15 protein-coding genes, 3 tRNA genes and 3 rRNA genes are annotated in these 19,033 nt (G+C 41.4%); 18 read left to right on the forward strand and 3 right to left on the reverse strand.

Going from position 1 to position 19,033, the window contains the following annotated elements:
• Positions 1-13: 13 nt before the first annotated feature.
• The 3 genes from HWV00_RS00185 to HWV00_RS00195 form a co-directional block, all read right to left on the reverse strand.
• Positions 14-391, reverse strand: a complete 378-nt coding sequence (locus HWV00_RS00185; protein ID WP_211684185.1) for a hypothetical protein — start codon at positions 389-391, stop codon at positions 14-16.
• A 198-nt stretch (positions 392-589) separates the two neighbouring features.
• Positions 590-1,078 (reverse strand): hypothetical protein, encoded by a 489-nt coding sequence (locus HWV00_RS00190; protein WP_211684186.1) that lies wholly within the window; start codon positions 1,076-1,078, stop codon positions 590-592.
• Positions 1,079-1,139: 61 nt separating this feature from the next.
• Positions 1,140-1,538 carry a hypothetical protein gene (locus HWV00_RS00195; protein WP_211684187.1) on the reverse strand — a complete coding sequence of 133 codons (399 nt, stop codon included), beginning with the start codon at positions 1,536-1,538 and terminating at the stop codon, positions 1,140-1,142.
• A 574-nt stretch (positions 1,539-2,112) separates the two neighbouring features.
• Between HWV00_RS00195 and HWV00_RS00200 the strand changes: the two genes are divergently transcribed.
• The 18 genes from HWV00_RS00200 to hemB all read left to right on the forward strand — a co-directional run bounded on the left by HWV00_RS00200 (position 2,113) and on the right by hemB (position 18,982).
• A 16S ribosomal RNA gene (locus HWV00_RS00200) occupies positions 2,113-3,657 on the forward strand.
• A gap of 77 nt (positions 3,658-3,734) precedes the next feature.
• Positions 3,735-3,811: transfer RNA gene (locus tag HWV00_RS00205), tRNA-Ile, on the forward strand.
• Between the two features lie 24 nt (positions 3,812-3,835).
• A tRNA-Ala gene (locus HWV00_RS00210) sits at positions 3,836-3,911 on the forward strand.
• 220 nt (positions 3,912-4,131) lie between these two features.
• Positions 4,132-7,023: ribosomal RNA gene (locus HWV00_RS00215) — 23S ribosomal RNA — on the forward strand.
• Positions 7,024-7,149: 126 nt separating this feature from the next.
• A 5S ribosomal RNA gene (gene rrf / locus HWV00_RS00220) occupies positions 7,150-7,265 on the forward strand.
• The 16S, 23S and 5S rRNA genes sit together here with 3 tRNA genes alongside, the layout of an rRNA operon.
• Before the next feature lie 56 nt (positions 7,266-7,321).
• Positions 7,322-7,398, forward strand: a tRNA-Asp gene (locus HWV00_RS00225).
• 360 nt (positions 7,399-7,758) lie between these two features.
• On the forward strand, positions 7,759-9,033 hold the full coding sequence (codB, locus tag HWV00_RS00230; RefSeq protein ID WP_211684188.1) for a cytosine permease: 1,275 nt from the start codon (positions 7,759-7,761) through the stop codon (positions 9,031-9,033).
• Positions 9,033-10,307 carry a cytosine deaminase gene (locus tag HWV00_RS00235; RefSeq protein ID WP_211684189.1) on the forward strand — a complete coding sequence of 425 codons (1,275 nt, stop codon included), beginning with the start codon at positions 9,033-9,035 and terminating at the stop codon, positions 10,305-10,307. The genes codB and HWV00_RS00235 overlap by 1 nt, the downstream gene beginning before the upstream one ends.
• 135 nt (positions 10,308-10,442) lie before the next feature.
• Positions 10,443-11,198, forward strand: coding sequence for a bifunctional demethylmenaquinone methyltransferase/2-methoxy-6-polyprenyl-1,4-benzoquinol methylase UbiE (gene ubiE, locus HWV00_RS00240; protein ID WP_211684190.1), 756 nt, complete (start codon positions 10,443-10,445; stop codon positions 11,196-11,198).
• 9 nt (positions 11,199-11,207) lie between these two features.
• The gene (locus tag HWV00_RS00245; protein ID WP_211684191.1) at positions 11,208-11,819 is read left to right on the forward strand and encodes an SCP2 domain-containing protein; all 612 of its coding nucleotides are present in this window, start codon (positions 11,208-11,210) and stop codon (positions 11,817-11,819) included.
• Positions 11,820-13,460 (forward strand): ubiquinone biosynthesis regulatory protein kinase UbiB, encoded by a 1,641-nt coding sequence (gene ubiB, locus HWV00_RS00250; protein ID WP_211684192.1) that lies wholly within the window; start codon positions 11,820-11,822, stop codon positions 13,458-13,460.
• 132 nt (positions 13,461-13,592) lie between these two features.
• Entirely contained in the window at positions 13,593-13,829 is a 237-nt protein-coding gene (tatA, locus tag HWV00_RS00255; RefSeq protein WP_211684193.1) for a twin-arginine translocase TatA/TatE family subunit, read from the forward strand.
• A gap of 3 nt (positions 13,830-13,832) precedes the next feature.
• Positions 13,833-14,204 (forward strand): Sec-independent protein translocase protein TatB, encoded by a 372-nt coding sequence (tatB, locus tag HWV00_RS00260; RefSeq protein WP_211684194.1) that lies wholly within the window; start codon positions 13,833-13,835, stop codon positions 14,202-14,204.
• Entirely contained in the window at positions 14,205-14,960 is a 756-nt protein-coding gene (gene tatC, locus HWV00_RS00265; RefSeq protein WP_211684195.1) for a twin-arginine translocase subunit TatC, read from the forward strand.
• On the forward strand, positions 14,938-15,741 hold the full coding sequence (locus tag HWV00_RS00270; RefSeq protein ID WP_211684196.1) for a TatD family hydrolase: 804 nt from the start codon (positions 14,938-14,940) through the stop codon (positions 15,739-15,741). The genes tatC and HWV00_RS00270 overlap by 23 nt, the downstream gene beginning before the upstream one ends.
• 109 nt (positions 15,742-15,850) lie before the next feature.
• Positions 15,851-17,299, forward strand: coding sequence for a coniferyl aldehyde dehydrogenase (locus HWV00_RS00275; RefSeq protein ID WP_211684197.1), 1,449 nt, complete (start codon positions 15,851-15,853; stop codon positions 17,297-17,299).
• A gap of 1 nt (position 17,300) precedes the next feature.
• On the forward strand, positions 17,301-17,891 hold the full coding sequence (locus HWV00_RS00280; protein WP_211684198.1) for a TetR/AcrR family transcriptional regulator: 591 nt from the start codon (positions 17,301-17,303) through the stop codon (positions 17,889-17,891).
• A gap of 74 nt (positions 17,892-17,965) precedes the next feature.
• On the forward strand, positions 17,966-18,982 hold the full coding sequence (gene hemB, locus HWV00_RS00285) for a porphobilinogen synthase (RefSeq protein ID WP_211684199.1): 1,017 nt from the start codon (positions 17,966-17,968) through the stop codon (positions 18,980-18,982).
• Positions 18,983-19,033 lie beyond the last annotated feature (51 nt).

Raw genomic sequence — 19,033 nt, forward strand, 5'->3', positions numbered from 1 at the left:
GTTTCTACCATAATTAATTTGGCTCACAAATATCAATAGCCCAAGGGCCTATGATCTCACCCCCTTGACCTTTATATACAAACTTAACGCCAATATTATCTTCGTGCGCTAATCGATAAATCGTATCTTTTTTATTTACGCACAAAGTATGACGAGTTTGTTTTTCTATTTGCTCAGGCTGCCAAACAAGATTACTGGCAGGTAATTGGTAAATTACAGTTAAAATCGAATTATAGCGATCAAATTTAAGGTGTTGATAATTATCAGCCATCTCTTGGTAGCGTACGATGGTGATATTATCTAATTTTGTTGGTTGATATTTGTAATTTTGTGTTGACTGACATCCGTATAACCCTGCACTAAATACGATAAATGCAAATAATCTTTTCATAAAACACCACTTCCTTGTGTCATTTTTATTGTTATTAACAATTGCGTATGTTAACACTCTGTTAACGTGGATGGCTATTGTTTTCAGATCGCTATGATCACATGTTAATACGGAAAAGATTATAAGACATTTTAGTTTGATGATCTGCCGGACGTTAAGGAGCTGGGGTAATACGGTATCTTTCTTTAATATCTGAGATTACTTTTTTAGTTTTAAAATAAAACTAATCGCTTTACCAAGTTGAAGATAGCGCTGTAAATCAGTTTTATCATATTTAGTTGATAGGTAGGTGATATTATTTCTGTTTTTCAGATAGCGAGATACTTGTAATCGATTGAAGTTACCTATTTTATATAGAATATTGAGCAAGGTACTGGCACTTTCATCATCTAGAGCAAGCTTTGTTGGGTATTCTGATTCTTTATAATCGATTTGCTGTAATACAATCTTTTTAATTAATTTTTTTTCTTCTAAATATTCCAACCATTGTTCAATTAATAATGGTTTACAACCTGCGAGTAAGTTGAAAAAGCCACCACTATCACTTTTGCACTGGGTCAGTAATAAGCAAGCAAAACTATCATCATTCGCACTGAAGCTGACTTCACCTGATTCTGTCCATAATAATGATGCAACTTGTATTGTTGCTTGTTCTTTATTGAAGCCTTCGCATTTGAAAATAAACATAATCAATTTAAATAATGGAAAAATTAATTATACGCAATTTTACCCATAAAAGAATATGCGGTTAATTGTGAACTGTAAATTTATGCACTTGATCTAGGCATACCTGAAATAAATGCTGAGCAGAGGGACTATTTTTGTCTATTGTTATTAGCTCATCGATTAATGTGGGTAATAGCGGCGATATATTACTTTGCTTTATTGTTGTCGGTAGTCCTGTGGTTACACGGGCTGAAAAAGATAATATATCGATTTGACTATCTGTCGTCGATTCAATTGCATATAAACAGTCGTGCGGCAGCCATATTGCAGATAAAGAAGTAAGGCTGATAAGTGTTTTGCCCAAACGAATATTGATATCACCATGGCGTAATATAAGTAGCTGGGCTTTATACTGACGTTGACGTTTCGTTTTTTCAGTCGCGGATAGGTTTAAACGGGTATGTTCAATAGGTAAAGACATGATAATTTCACTATGAGATAAAAATGTAGGCTTAAAATAATAGATATAGGAGGTTATAGCTATTGTGAGTATAGGTTGAATGTTATTTATCAAACTGTATGGGTCCTATTGCAGCCTGTTTGATTGCAATCTGAACAGTGTTTTATTTGGTTAAGGTTTTTGTTAATAAAGACTTGCCAAGTAAAGGTAGATCTCTATAATGCGACCTCACTGACACGGCAACAGCCGCTAAGTAAAGGTGTTTAAAAACAACTCAGGTTACTTTTTAAACGTCCTGAATAAAGCATAAATATGTGCTTGACTTCAAATTCGGTTTGCGTAGAATACGCAGCCTGACTACGACGAAAGGCGTCAAGGTCAACGCTCTTTAACAATTTATTCAAGCAATCTGTGTGAGTACTTACAGAGATATAATGACCAAAAATTATATCAATGTAATTATGAACATTAAATTAAATCGAAAGATTTGGTTTTATAAACAACAAACTTCGGTTTGTTGTTGAAGTACAGAATTCATTGAGCCGACTTGATACTTATTATCAGTAATGATTTTAGGCATCAGTCAAAAAACTTTTAATTGAAGAGTTTGATCATGGCTCAGATTGAACGCTGGCGGTAGGCTTAACACATGCAAGTCGAGCGGAAACGAAGAATAGCTTGCTATTCTGGCGTCGAGCGGCGGACGGGTGAGTAATGCTTGGGAATCTGCCTAGTCGAGGGGGACAACAGTTGGAAACGACTGCTAATACCGCATACGACCTACGGGTGAAAGGGGGCCTCTTCTTGAAAGCTCTCGCGACTAGATGAGCCCAAGTGGGATTAGCTTGTTGGTGAGGTAAGAGCTCACCAAGGCGACGATCCCTAGCTGGTCTGAGAGGATGATCAGCCACACTGGAACTGAGACACGGTCCAGACTCCTACGGGAGGCAGCAGTGGGGAATATTGCACAATGGAGGAAACTCTGATGCAGCCATACCGCGTGTATGAAGAAGGCCTTCGGGTTGTAAAGTACTTTCAGCGAGGAGGAAAGGTAAGTAGTTAATAACTGCTTACTGTGACGTTACTCGCAGAAGAAGCACCGGCTAACTCCGTGCCAGCAGCCGCGGTAATACGGAGGGTGCAAGCGTTAATCGGAATTACTGGGCGTAAAGCGCATGCAGGCGGTTTGTTAAGCGAGATGTGAAAGCCCCGGGCTCAACCTGGGAACTGCATTTCGAACTGGCAAACTAGAGTTCTTGAGAGGGTGGTAGAATTTCAGGTGTAGCGGTGAAATGCGTAGAGATCTGAAGGAATACCAGTGGCGAAGGCGGCCACCTGGCAAGTAACTGACGCTCAGATGCGAAAGCGTGGGTAGCAAACGGGATTAGATACCCCGGTAGTCCACGCCGTAAACGATGTCTACTCGGAGTTTGGTTCCTTGAGAACTGGGCTCTTAAGCTAACGCATTAAGTAGACCGCCTGGGGAGTACGGCCGCAAGGTTAAAACTCAAATGAATTGACGGGGGCCCGCACAAGCGGTGGAGCATGTGGTTTAATTCGATGCAACGCGAAGAACCTTACCTACTCTTGACATCCATAGAACTTTTCAGAGATGAATTGGTGCCTTCGGGAACTATGAGACAGGTGCTGCATGGCTGTCGTCAGCTCGTGTTGTGAAATGTTGGGTTAAGTCCCGCAACGAGCGCAACCCTTATCCTTATTTGCCAGCACGTAATGGTGGGAACTCTAAGGAGACTGCCGGTGATAAACCGGAGGAAGGTGGGGACGACGTCAAGTCATCATGGCCCTTACGAGTAGGGCTACACACGTGCTACAATGGCGCATACAAAGGGCTGCAAACCAGCGATGGTAAGCGAATCCCATAAAGTGCGTCGTAGTCCGGATTGGGGTCTGCAACTCGACCCCATGAAGTCGGAATCGCTAGTAATCGTGAATCAGAATGTCACGGTGAATACGTTCCCGGGCCTTGTACACACCGCCCGTCACACCATGGGAGTGGGCTGCACCAGAAGTCATTAGCTTAACCTTCGGGAGGGCGATGACCACGGTGTGGTTCATGACTGGGGTGAAGTCGTAACAAGGTAGCCCTAGGGGAACCTGGGGCTGGATCACCTCCTTACGTAAAGTTGTTAATTTTTGTAAGTGCCCACACAAATTGCTTGAATAGAAAAGTAAAAAGCATGTAAGAAATGCGATAGGACTGTAGCTCAGTTGGTTAGAGCGCGCCCCTGATAAGGGTGAGGTCGGTAGTTCAAATCTACTCAGTCCTACCAATCTTCTTACGAACTCTATGATGTGGGGCTATAGCTCAGCTGGGAGAGCGCCTGCCTTGCACGCAGGAGGTCTGCGGTTCGATCCCGCATAGCTCCACCACATCATAGTTGTTAAAATACAAAGCTAAGCAAGCTTAATGCTTACCTTTGCTTTTTAGCAAATTGCTCTTTAAAAATTTGGAAAGCTGAATAAATAAAGAAGTTCTTAAAACACGTTATTACTTAGGTAATAACAATATAGTGTTCTTGAGTATTCTTGAGGCGAAAAAAACTAGATAATACCTAGTTATTTCAATTGTACGGTCGACTTTAGATTGTATGGTTAAGTGACTAAGCGTATACGGTGGATGCCTAGGCAGTCAGAGGCGATGAAGGACGTGTTAATCTGCGTTAAGCTGTGGGGAGTTGATAAAAAGCGTTAATCCACAGATTTCCGAATGGGGGAACCCACTCTACTTTGTAGAGTATCGTAACGTGAATACATAGCGTTACGAAGCGAACCGGGAGAACTGAAACATCTAAGTACCCCGAGGAAAAGAAATCAATAGAGATACCCTTAGTAGCGGCGAGCGAACGGGGTCTAGCCCTTAAGCAGTTTGGAAGTTAATGGAAGATTCTGGAAAGTTTCACGATACAGGGTGATAGTCCCGTACATGAAAACGACCTTACTGTGAAATCGAGTAGGACGGCACACGTGATATGCTGTTTGAATATGGGAGGACCATCTTCCAAGGCTAAATACTACTGACTGACCGATAGTGAACCAGTACCGTGAGGGAAAGGCGAAAAGAACCCCTGTGAGGGGAGTGAAATAGAACCTGAAACCGTATACGTACAAGCAGTGGGAGCAGACTTGTTCTGTGACTGCGTACCTTTTGTATAATGGGTCAACGACTTAATTTCAGTAGCAAGGTTAAGCGAATAGCGGAGCCGTAGGGAAACCGAGTGTTAACTGCGCGAATAGTTGCTGGGATTAGACCCGAAACCCGGTGATCTAGCCATGGGCAGGTTGAAGGTTGAGTAACATCAACTGGAGGACCGAACCGACTAATGTTGAAAAATTAGCGGATGACTTGTGGCTGGGGGTGAAAGGCCAATCAAACCGGGAGATAGCTGGTTCTCCTCGAAAGCTATTTAGGTAGCGCCTCGCGTCTAACTATTGGGGGTAGAGCACTGTTAAGGCTAGGGGGTCATCCCGACTTACCAACCCTTTGCAAACTCCGAATACCAATAAGTTCAATCGCGGGAGACACACGGCGGGTGCTAACGTCCGTCGTGGAAAGGGAAACAACCCAGACCGTCAGCTAAGGTCCCAAAGTGTATGTTAAGTGGGAAACGATGTGGAAAGGCTCAGACAGCCAGGAAGTTGGCTTAGAAGCAGCCATCTTTTAAAGAAAGCGTAATAGCTCACTGGTCGAGTCGGTCTGCGCGGAAGATTTAACGGGGCTAAACATACCACCGAAGCTACGGATGCAAGACTTGTTCTTGCATGGTAGAGGAGCGTTCTGTAAGCCGTTGAAGGTGAGTTGAGAAGCTTGCTGGAGGTATCAGAAGTGCGAATGTTGACATGAGTAACGATAATGGGGGTGAAAAACCTCCACGCCGAAAGACCAAGGGTTCCTGTCCAACGTTAATCGGGGCAGGGTGAGTCGACCCCTAAGGCGAGGCCGAAAGGCGTAGTCGATGGGAAACTGGTTAATATTCCAGTACTCACTTATATTGCGATGGGGTGACGGAGAAGGTTAGGCTAGCATGGCGATGGTTGTCCATGTTTAAGGTTGTAGGCTGTATTCTTAGGCAAATCCGGGAATACATTAAGGCTGAGAACTGATGACGAGTCTCTACGGAGATGAAGTAGTTGATACCCGGCTTCCAGGAAAAACCTCTAAGCTTCAGATATAAGAGAATCGTACCCCAAACCGACACAGGTGGTTAGGTAGAGAATACTAAGGCGCTTGAGAGAACTCGGGTGAAGGAACTAGGCAAAATGGTACCGTAACTTCGGGAGAAGGTACGCCAATGATGGTGAAGGACTTGCTCCGTAAGCTATTGTTGGTCGCAGAGAAATGGTGGCTGCAACTGTTTATTAAAAACACAGCACTGTGCAAAATCGAAAGATGACGTATACGGTGTGACGCCTGCCCGGTGCCGGAAGGTTAATTGATTGGGTTAGACTTAGGTCGAAGCTCATGATCGAAGCCCCGGTAAACGGCGGCCGTAACTATAACGGTCCTAAGGTAGCGAAATTCCTTGTCGGGTAAGTTCCGACCTGCACGAATGGCGTAATGATGGCCACGCTGTCTCCACCCGAGACTCAGTGAAATTGAAATCGCTGTTAAGATGCAGTGTACCCGCGGCTAGACGGAAAGACCCCGTGAACCTTTACTATAGCTTGGCACTGAACATTGAACCTACATGTGTAGGATAGGTGGGAGACTGTGAAACATTGTCGCTAGATGATGTGGAGTCTATCTTGAAATACCACCCTTGTACGTTTGATGTTCTAACGTAGGCCCCTTATCGGGGTTGCGGACAGTGTCTGGTGGGTAGTTTGACTGGGGCGGTCTCCTCCCAAAGAGTAACGGAGGAGCACGAAGGTTGGCTAAACATGGTTGGACATCATGTGGTTAGTGCAAAGGCATAAGCCAGCTTAACTGCGAGACAGACACGTCGAGCAGGTACGAAAGTAGGTCTTAGTGATCCGGTGGTTCTGAATGGAAGGGCCATCGCTCAACGGATAAAAGGTACTCCGGGGATAACAGGCTGATACCGCCCAAGAGTTCATATCGACGGCGGTGTTTGGCACCTCGATGTCGGCTCATCACATCCTGGGGCTGAAGTTGGTCCCAAGGGTATGGCTGTTCGCCATTTAAAGTGGTACGCGAGCTGGGTTTAGAACGTCGTGAGACAGTTCGGTCCCTATCTGCCGTGGGCGTTTGAGAATTGAGAGGAGCTGCTCCTAGTACGAGAGGACCGGAGTGGACGAACCACTGGTGTTCGGGTTGTTATGCCAATAGCATTGCCCGGTAGCTAAGTTCGGAACTGATAACCGCTGAAAGCATCTAAGCGGGAAGCAGGCCTCGAGATGAGTTCTCACTGGGACTTTAAGTCCCCTGAAGGGCCGTTGGAGACTACAACGTTGATAGGCAAGGTGTGTAAGTGCTGTGAGGCATTGAGCTAACTTGTACTAATTACCCGTGAGGCTTAACCATACAAATTAAAGTATGATTAATTGAAATATCGACTTAAGAATAGATTGAACACTTTATGTTTTAAAGACTTCTTTATTTATAGCTTTTCAGATTTTAGAGATACAACTTGAAAGCAAACTAGATTTGCTTGGTGACCATAGTGTTACGGTACCACCTGATCCCATTCCGAACTCAGTAGTGAAACGTAATAACGCCGATGGTAGTGTGGGGCTTCCCCATGTGAGAGTAGGGCATCGCCAAGCGCCAAACAATGTCGAAAGACTATAATTTAGACTGATAATATCAGCACAGATTGTGCGGAGCGGTAGTTCAGTTGGTTAGAATACCGGCCTGTCACGCCGGGGGTCGCGGGTTCGAGTCCCGTCCGCTCCGCCAACAAATAAAAAAAGCCTGAATCTTACGATTCAGGCTTTTTTTATACCTGAAATTCAGACACTGTTAAACTATATAGCTGGAAATGTATACGTAATTACATATGTGATTATTAATGTTATACATAAATTAGATTTATTTTTCTGCGCTTATCCCTACTCTTTATTCCAAATTTAAAAATCAATGTAGCGACTAAGCTATTGAAGTTTATCTTTATTAATTTCAACTATAAAGATACATATTGTTAGCGGTGTCATTTCGTGTCGAACTGTCTTTTTTGTGCTACTTTTTTCTATTGACTTAAATTTTTTGGCCATTAGAATACCGCGCAATTTGTCAATAAAAAAGAAGATTGGAGAGTTCGTGGCTGCACAAAATGACTATTCTTTAGGACCTGTTCCTAAATCAGAAAGAAAAGGTTTCATCGCATTATCATTGGTTATGCTGGGATTAACTTTTTTCTCTGCAAGCATGTGGACTGGTGGTACGTTAGGTACCGGACTTTCTTACGATGATTTTTTCTATGCAGTGCTTCTTGGTAACTTAATTTTAGGTGTATACACAGCATTCCTTGGCTATATAGGTACTAAGACCGGACTTTCGACGCATTTATTAGCACGTTACTCATTTGGCACTAAAGGCTCATACGTTCCATCTCTATTACTTGGTGGTACACAAGTGGGTTGGTTTGGTGTTGGTGTTGCGATGTTTGCACTACCAGTACAGAAAGCATTATTCGGTGAAATGGGTATTACACTTGATGTTAATACAATCATCGTTGTTGCTGGATTATTAATGACGGTAACCGTCTACTTTGGTATTTCTGCTTTGATGGTATTAAGCTTTGTTGCTGTGCCTGCGATTGCGATACTAGGTGGCTATTCAGTCTATCTTGCGGTAAATGATTTAGGTGGCATTACTGAAATGCAAAAAATTGTTCCCGCTGTTGATAAGCAAATTGATTTCAATACAGCACTTGCTCTTGTTATCGGTTCATTTATTAGTGCTGGTACGCTGACTGCTGACTTCGTTCGTTTTGGTCGTAAACCAAAAGCTGCGGTTGCTATTACGTTAATTGCATTCTTCATTGGTAACTCGTTAATGTTTATCTTTGGCGCTGCAGGCGCGGCTGCTACGGGCTTTGCTGATATTTCTGATGTGATGATGACGCAAGGATTATTAATTCCAGCGATTATCGTACTAGGCTTAAATATTTGGACTACAAATGATAATGCATTGTATGCATCAGGCTTAGGTTTCTCAAATGTAACTGGTATTGATAGTAAAAAGCTAGCGATGCTAAATGGTGTTATTGGTACTGTGTTTGCGCTTTGGTTATACAACAACTTCGTTGGTTGGTTATCATTTTTGAGTGCCGCGATTCCACCAATTGGTGGCGTACTGATTGCCGATTACTTCTTGGTTCACCGTGGCCAATATGTAGATTTTGCTAAAGCTGAATTTCAAACTGTACGCTGGCAAGCTCTTATTGCTGTCGCTGCAGGTGTTGCTGCTGGTCAGTTATTACCAGGTGTTGTACCTGTTAATGCTGTTATTGGTGGCGCTGTTGCTTATCTTATTAGTTGTAAAGCAACGGGTAATAAATTAATTAAGACTACTAAAGAGAGTGAAGCTTAATGCCGACTTTAATTAAAAATGTTCAACTTTACCGTAACAATAAATTTGTAGATATTCGCATTGAAAATGGCATCTTTGCTGCTATCAAGCCTTGTGGTGAGTTAGATAGTACTGATTGCGATATTATTGATGGTGAAGGTGGTCTAGCGACACCTCCATTTGTTGAACCACATGTACATTTAGATACAACACAAACAGCAGGCGAACCAAATTGGAATATGTCTGGTACTTTATTTGAAGGTATCGAACGTTGGTCTGAGCGTAAGGCGATGCTAACACATGAAGATGTTAAGCAACGTGCAACGACTACATTAAAATGGCAGATCGCTAACGGTATTCAACATGTTCGTACACACGTAGATGTTTCAGATCCAGATCTGATTGCACTAAAAGCATTAATTGAATTACGTGAAGAACTAAAAGAATTCGTTGAAATTCAAATTGTAGCATTCCCACAAGAAGGCATTAATTCTTTCCCGAATGGTAAAGCAATTATGCGTAAAGCTGTGGAAATGGGCGCTGATGTTATTGGTGCTATTCCTCACTTCGAGTTTAGTCGTGAATATGCAATTGATTCGCTTCATTTTATTTTCGACTTGGCGCAAGAATTTGACTGTCTGATTGATGTGCATTGTGATGAAATTGACGATGAGCAATCTCGTTTTGTTGAGACTGTTGCAACGTTGGCGCATGAGAAAAAAATGGGTCATCGTGTAACGGCGAGTCACACAACAGCAATGCATTCTTATAATGACGCCTACGCTTCTCGTTTATTCCGCTTGTTGAAAATGTCAGGCATTAGTTTCGTTGCTAATCCATTAGTTAATATTCACTTACAAGGTCGCTTTGATTCTTACCCTAAGCGTCGTGGCATCACTCGCGTAAAAGAAATGTTAGCGGCAAATATCAATGTTTGTTTTGGTCATGATGATATTTTTGATCCTTGGTACCCATTAGGTACTGCGAACATGTTGCAAGTAACACATATGGGTCTGCATGTTTGTCAGATCATGGGTTATGAGCAAATTGACCAGTCATTAAAATTAATTACTGATCACAGTGCGCAAACATTAAATATCCAAGACCGTTACGGTATTGAAGAAGGTAAACCTGGTAACTTAGTTATCTTACCTGCTGACTCTGGTTATGATGCCATTCGTCGTCAAACTGCACCTCGTTATGTTATTCGTGGTGGTAAAGTACTTGCTGAAACAAAACCGAGTGTGACGCAAATACATTTAAATGAATTAGAGACGATTAACTTTAAGCGTTAATTTGTTTGTTCTAATCTAATACCGCCCATCGAGGCGGTATTTTTTTGCCTTTTATAAATTTAATGGTTTGTTTCGTTTGAGTTGGCACTGAGTTGCAGTAAACTAACCGCTTAAACTGATATTAAGGACAGCTCGATGACAGATAAATCAAATAACACCACTCATTTTGGCTATAAAACTGTAGAGTCAGACCAAAAGGTCGATATGGTTGCGAGTGTGTTTCATTCAGTAGCGGCTAAATACGATGTAATGAATGACCTTATGTCTATGGGTATTCATCGTCTATGGAAACGTTTTACGATTGATTGCAGTGGTGTAAGACCTGGCCATAAAGTTTTAGATCTTGCCGGTGGTACAGGTGATTTAACTGCTAAGTTTTCACGTATCGTTGGCGATAGCGGTTCTGTAACGCTTGCTGATATTAATGATTCAATGCTAAAAGTCGGTCGTGCGAAGCTACGAGATCGTGGCATTGTTGGTAACGTAACTTACGTTCAAGCGAATGCCGAAGAACTCCCTTTTCCTGATAATCATTTTGACTTAATCACTATCGCGTTTGGTTTACGTAACGTAACAGATAAAGATAAAGCATTAGCATCTATGTTCCGTGTATTAAAGCCGGGTGGCCGTTTACTTGTTTTAGAATTTTCAAAACCTGATTCTGATGCATTAAATAAAGTTTATGATTTCTATTCGTTCAATATTTTACCTAAGATGGGCGAGCTAATTGCTGATGATGGCGATAGCTATCAATACCTAGCTGAATCAATTCGTATGCATCCAAACCAAGATACTTTAAAAGGTATGATGGAAACTGTTGGTTTCGAAAGTGTTGAATATCATAATTTGACGGGTGGTATTGTTGCTCTGCATCGCGGTTACAAATTCTAAGGAATGCTTATGCCAATCGAAATGCTAGTTACTGCTGGAATTGAAACATTATTAAATCAATTATTAAAAGCAGATACAAATGCCGTGGATAAGATCGCATCGTTAAAAGGTAAAGTGCTGCAAGTAAATATTGCAGAGTTACCAAAGCCACTTTATTTTATCTTCTCATCACAAATAGATGTATTAGCTAAATATGATGGTAATGCAGATTGTTGCATGGATATTAAGTTATCGAGTCTTTCTCGCTTACAAGATAGCTCACAGTTTACAGCTCTGATTAAAGAGGGTGAATTGGATATGAGCGGCGATCCTATGGTAGCAAGTAAGTTTAGCATTATCTTAAAAGAATTAGATATTGATTGGGAAGAGCATTTATCTCGTTACACTGGCGACATCGCTGCGCATAAGTTATTACAAGGTGCAAAGTCGAGCCAAGCTTGGCTGCAAAACAACATGACGATTGCGCGCCATAATATAGCCGAGTATTTAATTGAAGAAATTCGCTTAGCACCTGGCGCGTTAGAGATAGCTAATTTTTGTGATGAAGTGAGTGAATTAGAGCTGGAGTGTAAGCAATTTGAAATGCGTTTGGCTTTATTGTCACGTAAGGAAGATGCATAGATGACATTGATTGAGCTAAAGCGCTTTTATCATATCCAGAAAGTGATCTTAGAATATGGACTTGATGAGTTACTGCCTGAACAATTACAGCCACTACCGGCTCGCTTATTTCGAAAATCAATTTTTTGGCTTAAAAATCAGCATACAGATAAATCGTCTGCTGAACGTATTAAGTTAGCATTACAACAGTTAGGTCCTGTTTTTATTAAATTTGGACAAATGCTATCAACACGACGTGATCTGTTACCACAAGAGTTTGCTGAGCAATTGGCAATGTTACAAGATCAAGTTCCCCCATTTGATAGTCAATTAGCAATACAACAAATTGAATCTGCACTCGGTCAGCCTATTATTGCTGTGTTTGATGACTTTGATGTTGTTCCTTTAGCGTCTGCGTCAATTGCACAAGTACATACTGCAAAGCTAAAAAGTAATGGTGATGAAGTCGTTATTAAAATTATTCGACCAGATATCGAACCGATTATTCGTGCTGATACCCAGTTGATGAAGCGACTGTCGAAAGTGTTGCTGACGCTTGTGCCGGAAGCGGAAAGATTAAGACCACTTGAAGTGGTACTTGATTACGAGAAAACCATTCTTGATGAATTAAATTTAGAACGTGAAGCGGCGAATGCGATACAACTGCGTCGTAATTTTCTCGATTCTAAAGAACTATATGTACCTGAAATATATCCCGACTTCAGCCATAAAAATATGATCGTGATGGAACGTATTTATGGTATTCCTGTATCAGATATTGCCGCGTTAGAAGCGCAGGGCACCAACATGAAATTATTGGCGGAACGTGGTGTGGAAACTTTTTTCACTCAAGTTTTTCGTGATAGTTTTTTCCATGCTGATATGCATCCCGGTAATGTATTTGTTTCTTATGAGACACCTGAAGACCCACGCTGGATTGGTATTGATTGTGGTATTGTCGGTACTTTAAATCGTGAAGATAAGCGTTATCTGGCTGAAAACTTACTTGCTTTTTTCCATCGTGATTATCGTAAAGTAGCTGAATTACACGTTGATTCTGGTTGGGTTCCATCTCATGTCGATGTGAATGATTTCGAGTTTGCGATCCGTACGGTATGCGATCCTATTTTTGAAAAACCACTGGCAGAAATTTCTTTTGGTCATGTATTAGTTAATTTATTTGCGACAGCTCGTAAGTTTGATATGACAGTGCAGCCGCAATTAGTATTGTTGCAAAAGACGTTGTTGTACATTGAAGGATTAGGTCGTCAACTCTATCCTCAACTAGACTTATGGGATACGGCTAAGCCATTTCTTGAGCATTGGGTTAAAGAGCAAATGGGACCTCAAGCTGTATTTTCGGCTGTAAAACAGCGTGCGCCATTTTGGGCTGAAAAGCTTCCTGAGTTACCTGAATTAGTGTTTGATACACTGACTAAAGCGACGAAACAACAAGCAAAATTAGATAAGCTTTTTTCTCAAGCAGAACAGTTTACCCAACAACAAGGTAAATCAAATAAGGCTCGTTATTTACTGAGTTGTGGTGGTGTAGTTATGCTTTGTGCTGCAATCGTGTACAATCCTGATGCAACTTCACTAGCGACTACATTGGCAAGTCTTGGAACTGGGCTCTTATTGGTTGGCTGGTTTAAGCTTAAATAACCGGAATAACAAGCGTGTTTAAGCTAAGTAAATTTATCATAGATCAGAGTGTAGTAAATATGTAGTCTATATACTGTATACTGATCGATGTTAATAATAACGTATTCAATTATATTAAATTAAGGTTATATCATGGGCGGAATTAGTGTTACTCAGTTAATTATCATTGCTGTAATTATTCTTTTATTGTTTGGAACGAAGAAGTTACGTAATGTTGGTGGTGATTTAGGTGCGGCAGTTAAAGGCTTCAAAAAAGCCATGAGTGATGAGCCTAAAGATACTAAAGAAGAAAATAAAGTGTTAGAAGAAGCTAACGTAGCAAAAACAGAAGTAACAAAAGAAACAAAAAAAGATAAAGAACAGGCATAATTTATGTTTGATATCGGATTTTGGGAAATTGTAGTTATTTCAGTTCTTGGCCTATTAGTATTAGGCCCTGAGCGCTTACCTGTCGCTATCAGAACGGTAAGTACTTGGGTAAAAACGATTAAAGGTGCTGCAAACTCAGTTAAAGATGAGTTGTCACATGAATTGAAAATTCAAGAAATGCATGACAACTTGAAAAAAGCCGAGCAACAAGGAATGAATAATATCAGTCCTGAATTGCAAGACTCTATCGATTCTTTACGTGATGCTGCTGCGTCGGTTACACGTCCTTATGAAGCTGATAAATCAACTTCAAAACCGACTGTTGACCAAGAACCTAAAATAGCTGAACAGGTAATTGAACAGGACAAAAAATAAATGGCAGCAGATCCAAATACTCAGCCTTTGATTGCACATTTAATCGAACTGAGGGATAGGTTATTGCGTGCTAGTGCCGCAATTATCTTAGTTTTTATCTCATTAGTGTATTTTGCTAATGATATTTACCAGTTGGTATCAGCGCCGCTGATTGCACAGTTGCCTGCTGGCACGAGTATGATTGCAACCGACGTTGCAACCCCGTTCTTTACGCCGATAAAGTTAACACTGGTTGCTTCTTCATTTATTGCGATCCCTTGGGTCTTGTATCAAATTTGGGGCTTTATTGCGCCAGGTTTATATAAACACGAGAAAAAATTAATTGCGCCTTTAGTGATTAGTAGTGCTTTTCTTTTTTATCTCGGTGTCGCTTTTTCTTATTTTGTTGTGTTCCCTTTAGCATTTGAATTCTTTGCTGGGGTCGCTCCGGATGGGGTGACATTTGCGCCGGATATTAGTAGCTATCTTGATTTTGTGTTGAAGATATTTTTTGCATTTGGCCTCGCATTTGAGATCCCTATTGCAACGCTAGTATTATGTTGGACTGGTGCCACAACACCTGAAAGCTTACGTCAAAAACGTCCTTATATTGTCGTTGCTGCATTTATCATGGGGATGTTATTAACACCGCCTGATATTATTTCACAGACATTATTAGCAATACCTATGTTGCTATTGTTTGAGTTAGGTTTATTATTTTCTCGTTTTTACGTTAAAAAGGACGAGATAGAAGATGAAGAAGCAGGAACTGATTGATATTGGCGTTAATTTAACAAACGCTGCTTTTCACAAAGATTTACCTGATGTTATTGAACGCGCCTCTGCCCAAGGGGTGCGTCGTTTAATTGTTACTGGCACGGATATCTCCGAAAGCCAACTTGCCTATCAACTTACTCAAGATTATCCACAACAACTCTATGCTACAGCGGGTATCCACCCTCATGATTCTCGTCACGCAACTGATGATAGCTGGCAGCAAATTAAAGTGTTAGCTCAACATGACAGCGTCGTTGCTATTGGTGAATGTGGCTTGGATTTTAATCGTGATTTTTCACCTAGACCGATACAAGAAGCTGTTTTTGCAAAGCAGTTAGAAATCGCAGCTGAATTAAACATGCCTGTATTTATGCATGAACGCGATGCTAATGAACGTTTTATTGCGATTTTAAAAGAGTACCGTTCGGCATTACCTGCTGCTGTATTACATTGTTTTACTGGTTCTGCGAGTGATTTGGCTGCTTGTCTCGATCTTGATTTGCATATTGGTGTTACTGGCTGGATCTGTGACGAACGCCGTGGCGCTGATTTATACAAGTTAGTGCGAGATATTCCTGCAGACCGATTAATGTTGGAAACTGATGCGCCCTATTTATTGCCTCGGGATTTGAAACCAAAGCCTAAGTCTCGTCGTAATGAACCTTGTCATTTACCTCATGTTGCTGAAACGATTGCCAGAGCACGTGGTGAGGATGTTGAGACCTTATTAAATCGTAGTTTGAAAGTGACAGAGCAATTCTTTCAGCTGCCAAAGCTGTGATCACTATCACCTGCTTTTATTTTATTCTTGCCTCACTGTAGACAAAACCGACTAATCAGTCTATTTTAATTGACTAACTAGTCGGTTTTTATATTGAGGTGAGAGCATTATGAGCGTAACGGAAACCAAAATGAGTAATAGTGATAGTATTGATGAAATTGCTGCGATGGAGCAGATCTTTACTACGCAAAAAGAAGCCTATTTGACTCAGCCTGAGTGGGACCTTGCAGAACGTAAAAAACGTTTAATTAAATTTAAAGCGGCTTTTCTTGCTAGCAAAGATGCGCTAGTGACAGCTGTTTCTGAAGATTATGGTCACCGCGCTCGCCATGACACCTTAATTGCTGATATTTTACCGACAGTTGCACAATTTGGTTACACCATATCGCGTATGGGTAAATGGATGAAGTCGACACGTCGCAGCCCTGGATTGTTACTTGCGCCTGCAAGTGTCACTATTCACTATCAGCCTGTTGGTGTTGTCGGTATTGTTGTTCCTTGGAACTTTCCAATTAATCTTGCTATCGTGCCACTAATCACCTGCATTGCTGCTGGCAACCGTGCAATGCTTAAAATGTCAGAATTCACGCCAAAGACTAATCAAGTATTAAAGCAGATCATTACCTCAGTATTTGATAGTAAAGACGTTTGTATTGTGGAAGGTGAAACAGCCTTGTCCGCTGCATTTACAAAATTGCCGTTTGACCACTTGTTATTTACTGGTTCTACCGTTGTTGGTAAGCATGTTATGCGTGCTGCAGCTGACAACCTAACACCAGTAACGCTTGAGCTTGGTGGTAAATCACCCGTTGTCGTTGCACCAGATATTGAGATTAAGACTGCGGTTAATCGTATTATGTTAGGTAAGAGTCTTAATGCCGGACAGATCTGTGTTGCCCCTGACTATATTCTTTGCCCTCGTGCAAAAGTTGCAGAGTTTGTTAAAGAGTACCGCAAGGAGTTTAACCGTCGTTATCCTGCGGCAATGCAAAATGATGATTACACCAATATTGTTGATGACCGTCAGTATATGCGCCTTAAATCATGGCTAGAAGATGCGAAGCAAAAGGGCGTACAAGTAGAAACAATGCAAGACGGCAGTAGTCTTGATGATCAACGACACCGCATGTTACCGCACTTATTGTTAAACGTAAGTGATGACATGCAGCTAATGCAGGATGAAATTTTTGGCCCATTATTACCAATCCTACCTTATGATACGATTGATGATGCAATCAGTTACATCAAGGCGCGCCCACATCCATTAGCGTTGTATATCATGAGTTTTGATAATAATACTCAGAAAAAGATCCAACATGAGACTATTTCCGGTGGTGTTGCTATCAATGATACAATTATGCATGTAGCAGCTGAAGATGCACCGTTTGGTGGTGTTGGTCCAGCAGGTATGGGGCATTACCACGGTATCGAAGGCTTCCGTACTTTTTCAAAATCAAAAACTATTTTGAAACAAGGTAAATTCCATTCGACGCGCTTTGTTCATGCGCCTTATGGGAGTTTGATACAAAAAATCATTTTGAAATTTTTCTTGAGATAATATGACTAAATCAAAAAAAACACTGATCTTGGATGCCGCATTAGCGTTATTCACGATCAATGGTTTTCATGGTACGACGACTGCGGCTATTGCGCGTGAAGCAAAAGTCGCAACGGGTACCTTATTTCATCATTTTGCCACGAAAGAAGCATTAATCGAAGCCCTATACCTTGAGGTTAAAAAAGAGTTTGCGCAGGCGTTATTACAGCCAAATGAAGGCAATGCAGAGTCTCGCTTGACTGATATTTGGGTTAACGGGGTGCATTGGTTGGTTGCGCATCCACAAAAGATGGCGTTTATTCTTCTCTGTAGTCATTCGTTGTACTTTGATAAAAAGATCCAACTCGCTATTTGGGAGGAGGTGTTAGGTTTCTTTACACAATTACTGACTACGGGTATACGTAACGGAATGATTAAAGAGTTACCTATACCTTACCTATTAACGACATGTGAAAGCTTTTTATTATCGACGGCGAGTTATGTGTATGCGCTACCTGAGATAGATCAAAAGGCTGCGATTAATTCGTCAATTAATGTAATTGTTGATGCTATTTCAGTACAAGGTGCTGATATTCACTTACTCACGCGGTAAGATGACCATATAACCAAGTACAAGCTGTTGTACTTGGTCACCTAATTCGCATTCCTACCTCGCAAGGAGATATCGTGAGTAAAACTATTCTAGGTGGCTTCCCAAACCGTCGCCCTCGTCGTAATCGTAAAAATGATTTTTCTCGCCGTTTAGTTGCAGAGCATCAATTAACTGTTAATGACCTTATTTATCCTATGTTTGTACTTGAAGGTACAGGCCGTCGTGAGACGATCGCATCAATGCCTGGTGTTGAACGTTTATCGATAGATCTACTATTAGAAGAAGCGAAAGAGTTGGTTGCGTTGGGTATTCCGATGATTGCTATCTTCCCTGTAACACCATTAGAGCAAAAAAGCTTACTTGCTGAAGAAGCGTATAATCATGATGGATTAGCACAGAAAGCGGTTCGAGCGTTAAAAGAGTCATTCCCTGAATTAGGTGTGATGACGGATGTGGCATTAGACCCGTTCACGACTCATGGCCAAGATGGCATTATTGATGATAGTGGTTATATCCTTAATGATATTACGACTGATATTTTAGTGAAACAGGCACTCTCTCATGCAGCTGCTGGTGCTGATGTTGTTGCACCTTCAGATATGATGGATGGTCGTATTGGCGCTATTCGTGCTGCCTTAGAAGAAGCGGGTCATGTAAATACACAAATAATGGCTTACTCTGCAAAGTATGCATCGAACTATTACGGGCCTTTCCGCGACGCGGTTGGTTCTGCAAGCAATTTGAAAGGTGGCAGCAAGGTTACTTATCAAATGGATCCGGCAAACTCTGATGAAGCGTTACATGAAGTAGCGATGGATATTGAAGAGGGGGCAGATATGGTGATGGTAAAACCGGGTATGCCTTATCTGGATATCGTTCGTCGTGTTAAAGATGAATTTGGTGTACCAACGTTTGCGTACCAAGTGAGTGGTGAGTATGCGATGCATATGGCTGCTATTCAAAACGGTTGGCTAAAAGAGAAAGAGTGCGTATTAGAGTCGTTACTATGCTTTAAGCGTGCGGGTGCTGACGGTGTCTTAACGTATTTTGCAAAACGTGTCGCTATCTGGCTGAAAGAAAATAATGCTTAATAATTTTTGTCGTTAAACGATTAGTAACAAACGTTTGTGATGAAAAATGAG

This window comes from Moritella sp. 24, assembly GCF_018219155.1.
Lineage (GTDB): Bacteria > Pseudomonadota > Gammaproteobacteria > Enterobacterales > Moritellaceae > Moritella.

What these genes read in the sequence shown, in the direction of transcription:
- ubiE (WP_211684190.1), top strand. Translation starts at nt 10,443, where the DNA reads ATGACAGATAAATCAAATAACACCACTCATTTTGGCTATAAAACTGTA.
- HWV00_RS00195 (WP_211684187.1), bottom strand. Translation starts at nt 1,538, where the DNA reads ATGTCTTTACCTATTGAACATACCCGTTTAAACCTATCCGCGACTGAA.
- HWV00_RS00280 (WP_211684198.1), top strand. Translation starts at nt 17,301, where the DNA reads ATGACTAAATCAAAAAAAACACTGATCTTGGATGCCGCATTAGCGTTA.
- HWV00_RS00275 (WP_211684197.1), top strand. Translation starts at nt 15,851, where the DNA reads ATGAGCGTAACGGAAACCAAAATGAGTAATAGTGATAGTATTGATGAA.
- tatA (WP_211684193.1), top strand. Translation starts at nt 13,593, where the DNA reads ATGGGCGGAATTAGTGTTACTCAGTTAATTATCATTGCTGTAATTATT.
- tatC (WP_211684195.1), top strand. Translation starts at nt 14,205, where the DNA reads ATGGCAGCAGATCCAAATACTCAGCCTTTGATTGCACATTTAATCGAA.
- tatB (WP_211684194.1), top strand. Translation starts at nt 13,833, where the DNA reads ATGTTTGATATCGGATTTTGGGAAATTGTAGTTATTTCAGTTCTTGGC.
- HWV00_RS00235 (WP_211684189.1), top strand. Translation starts at nt 9,033, where the DNA reads ATGCCGACTTTAATTAAAAATGTTCAACTTTACCGTAACAATAAATTT.
- ubiB (WP_211684192.1), top strand. Translation starts at nt 11,820, where the DNA reads ATGACATTGATTGAGCTAAAGCGCTTTTATCATATCCAGAAAGTGATC.
- HWV00_RS00190 (WP_211684186.1), bottom strand. Translation starts at nt 1,078, where the DNA reads ATGTTTATTTTCAAATGCGAAGGCTTCAATAAAGAACAAGCAACAATA.
- HWV00_RS00245 (WP_211684191.1), top strand. Translation starts at nt 11,208, where the DNA reads ATGCCAATCGAAATGCTAGTTACTGCTGGAATTGAAACATTATTAAAT.
- HWV00_RS00270 (WP_211684196.1), top strand. Translation starts at nt 14,938, where the DNA reads ATGAAGAAGCAGGAACTGATTGATATTGGCGTTAATTTAACAAACGCT.
- HWV00_RS00185 (WP_211684185.1), bottom strand. Translation starts at nt 391, where the DNA reads ATGAAAAGATTATTTGCATTTATCGTATTTAGTGCAGGGTTATACGGA.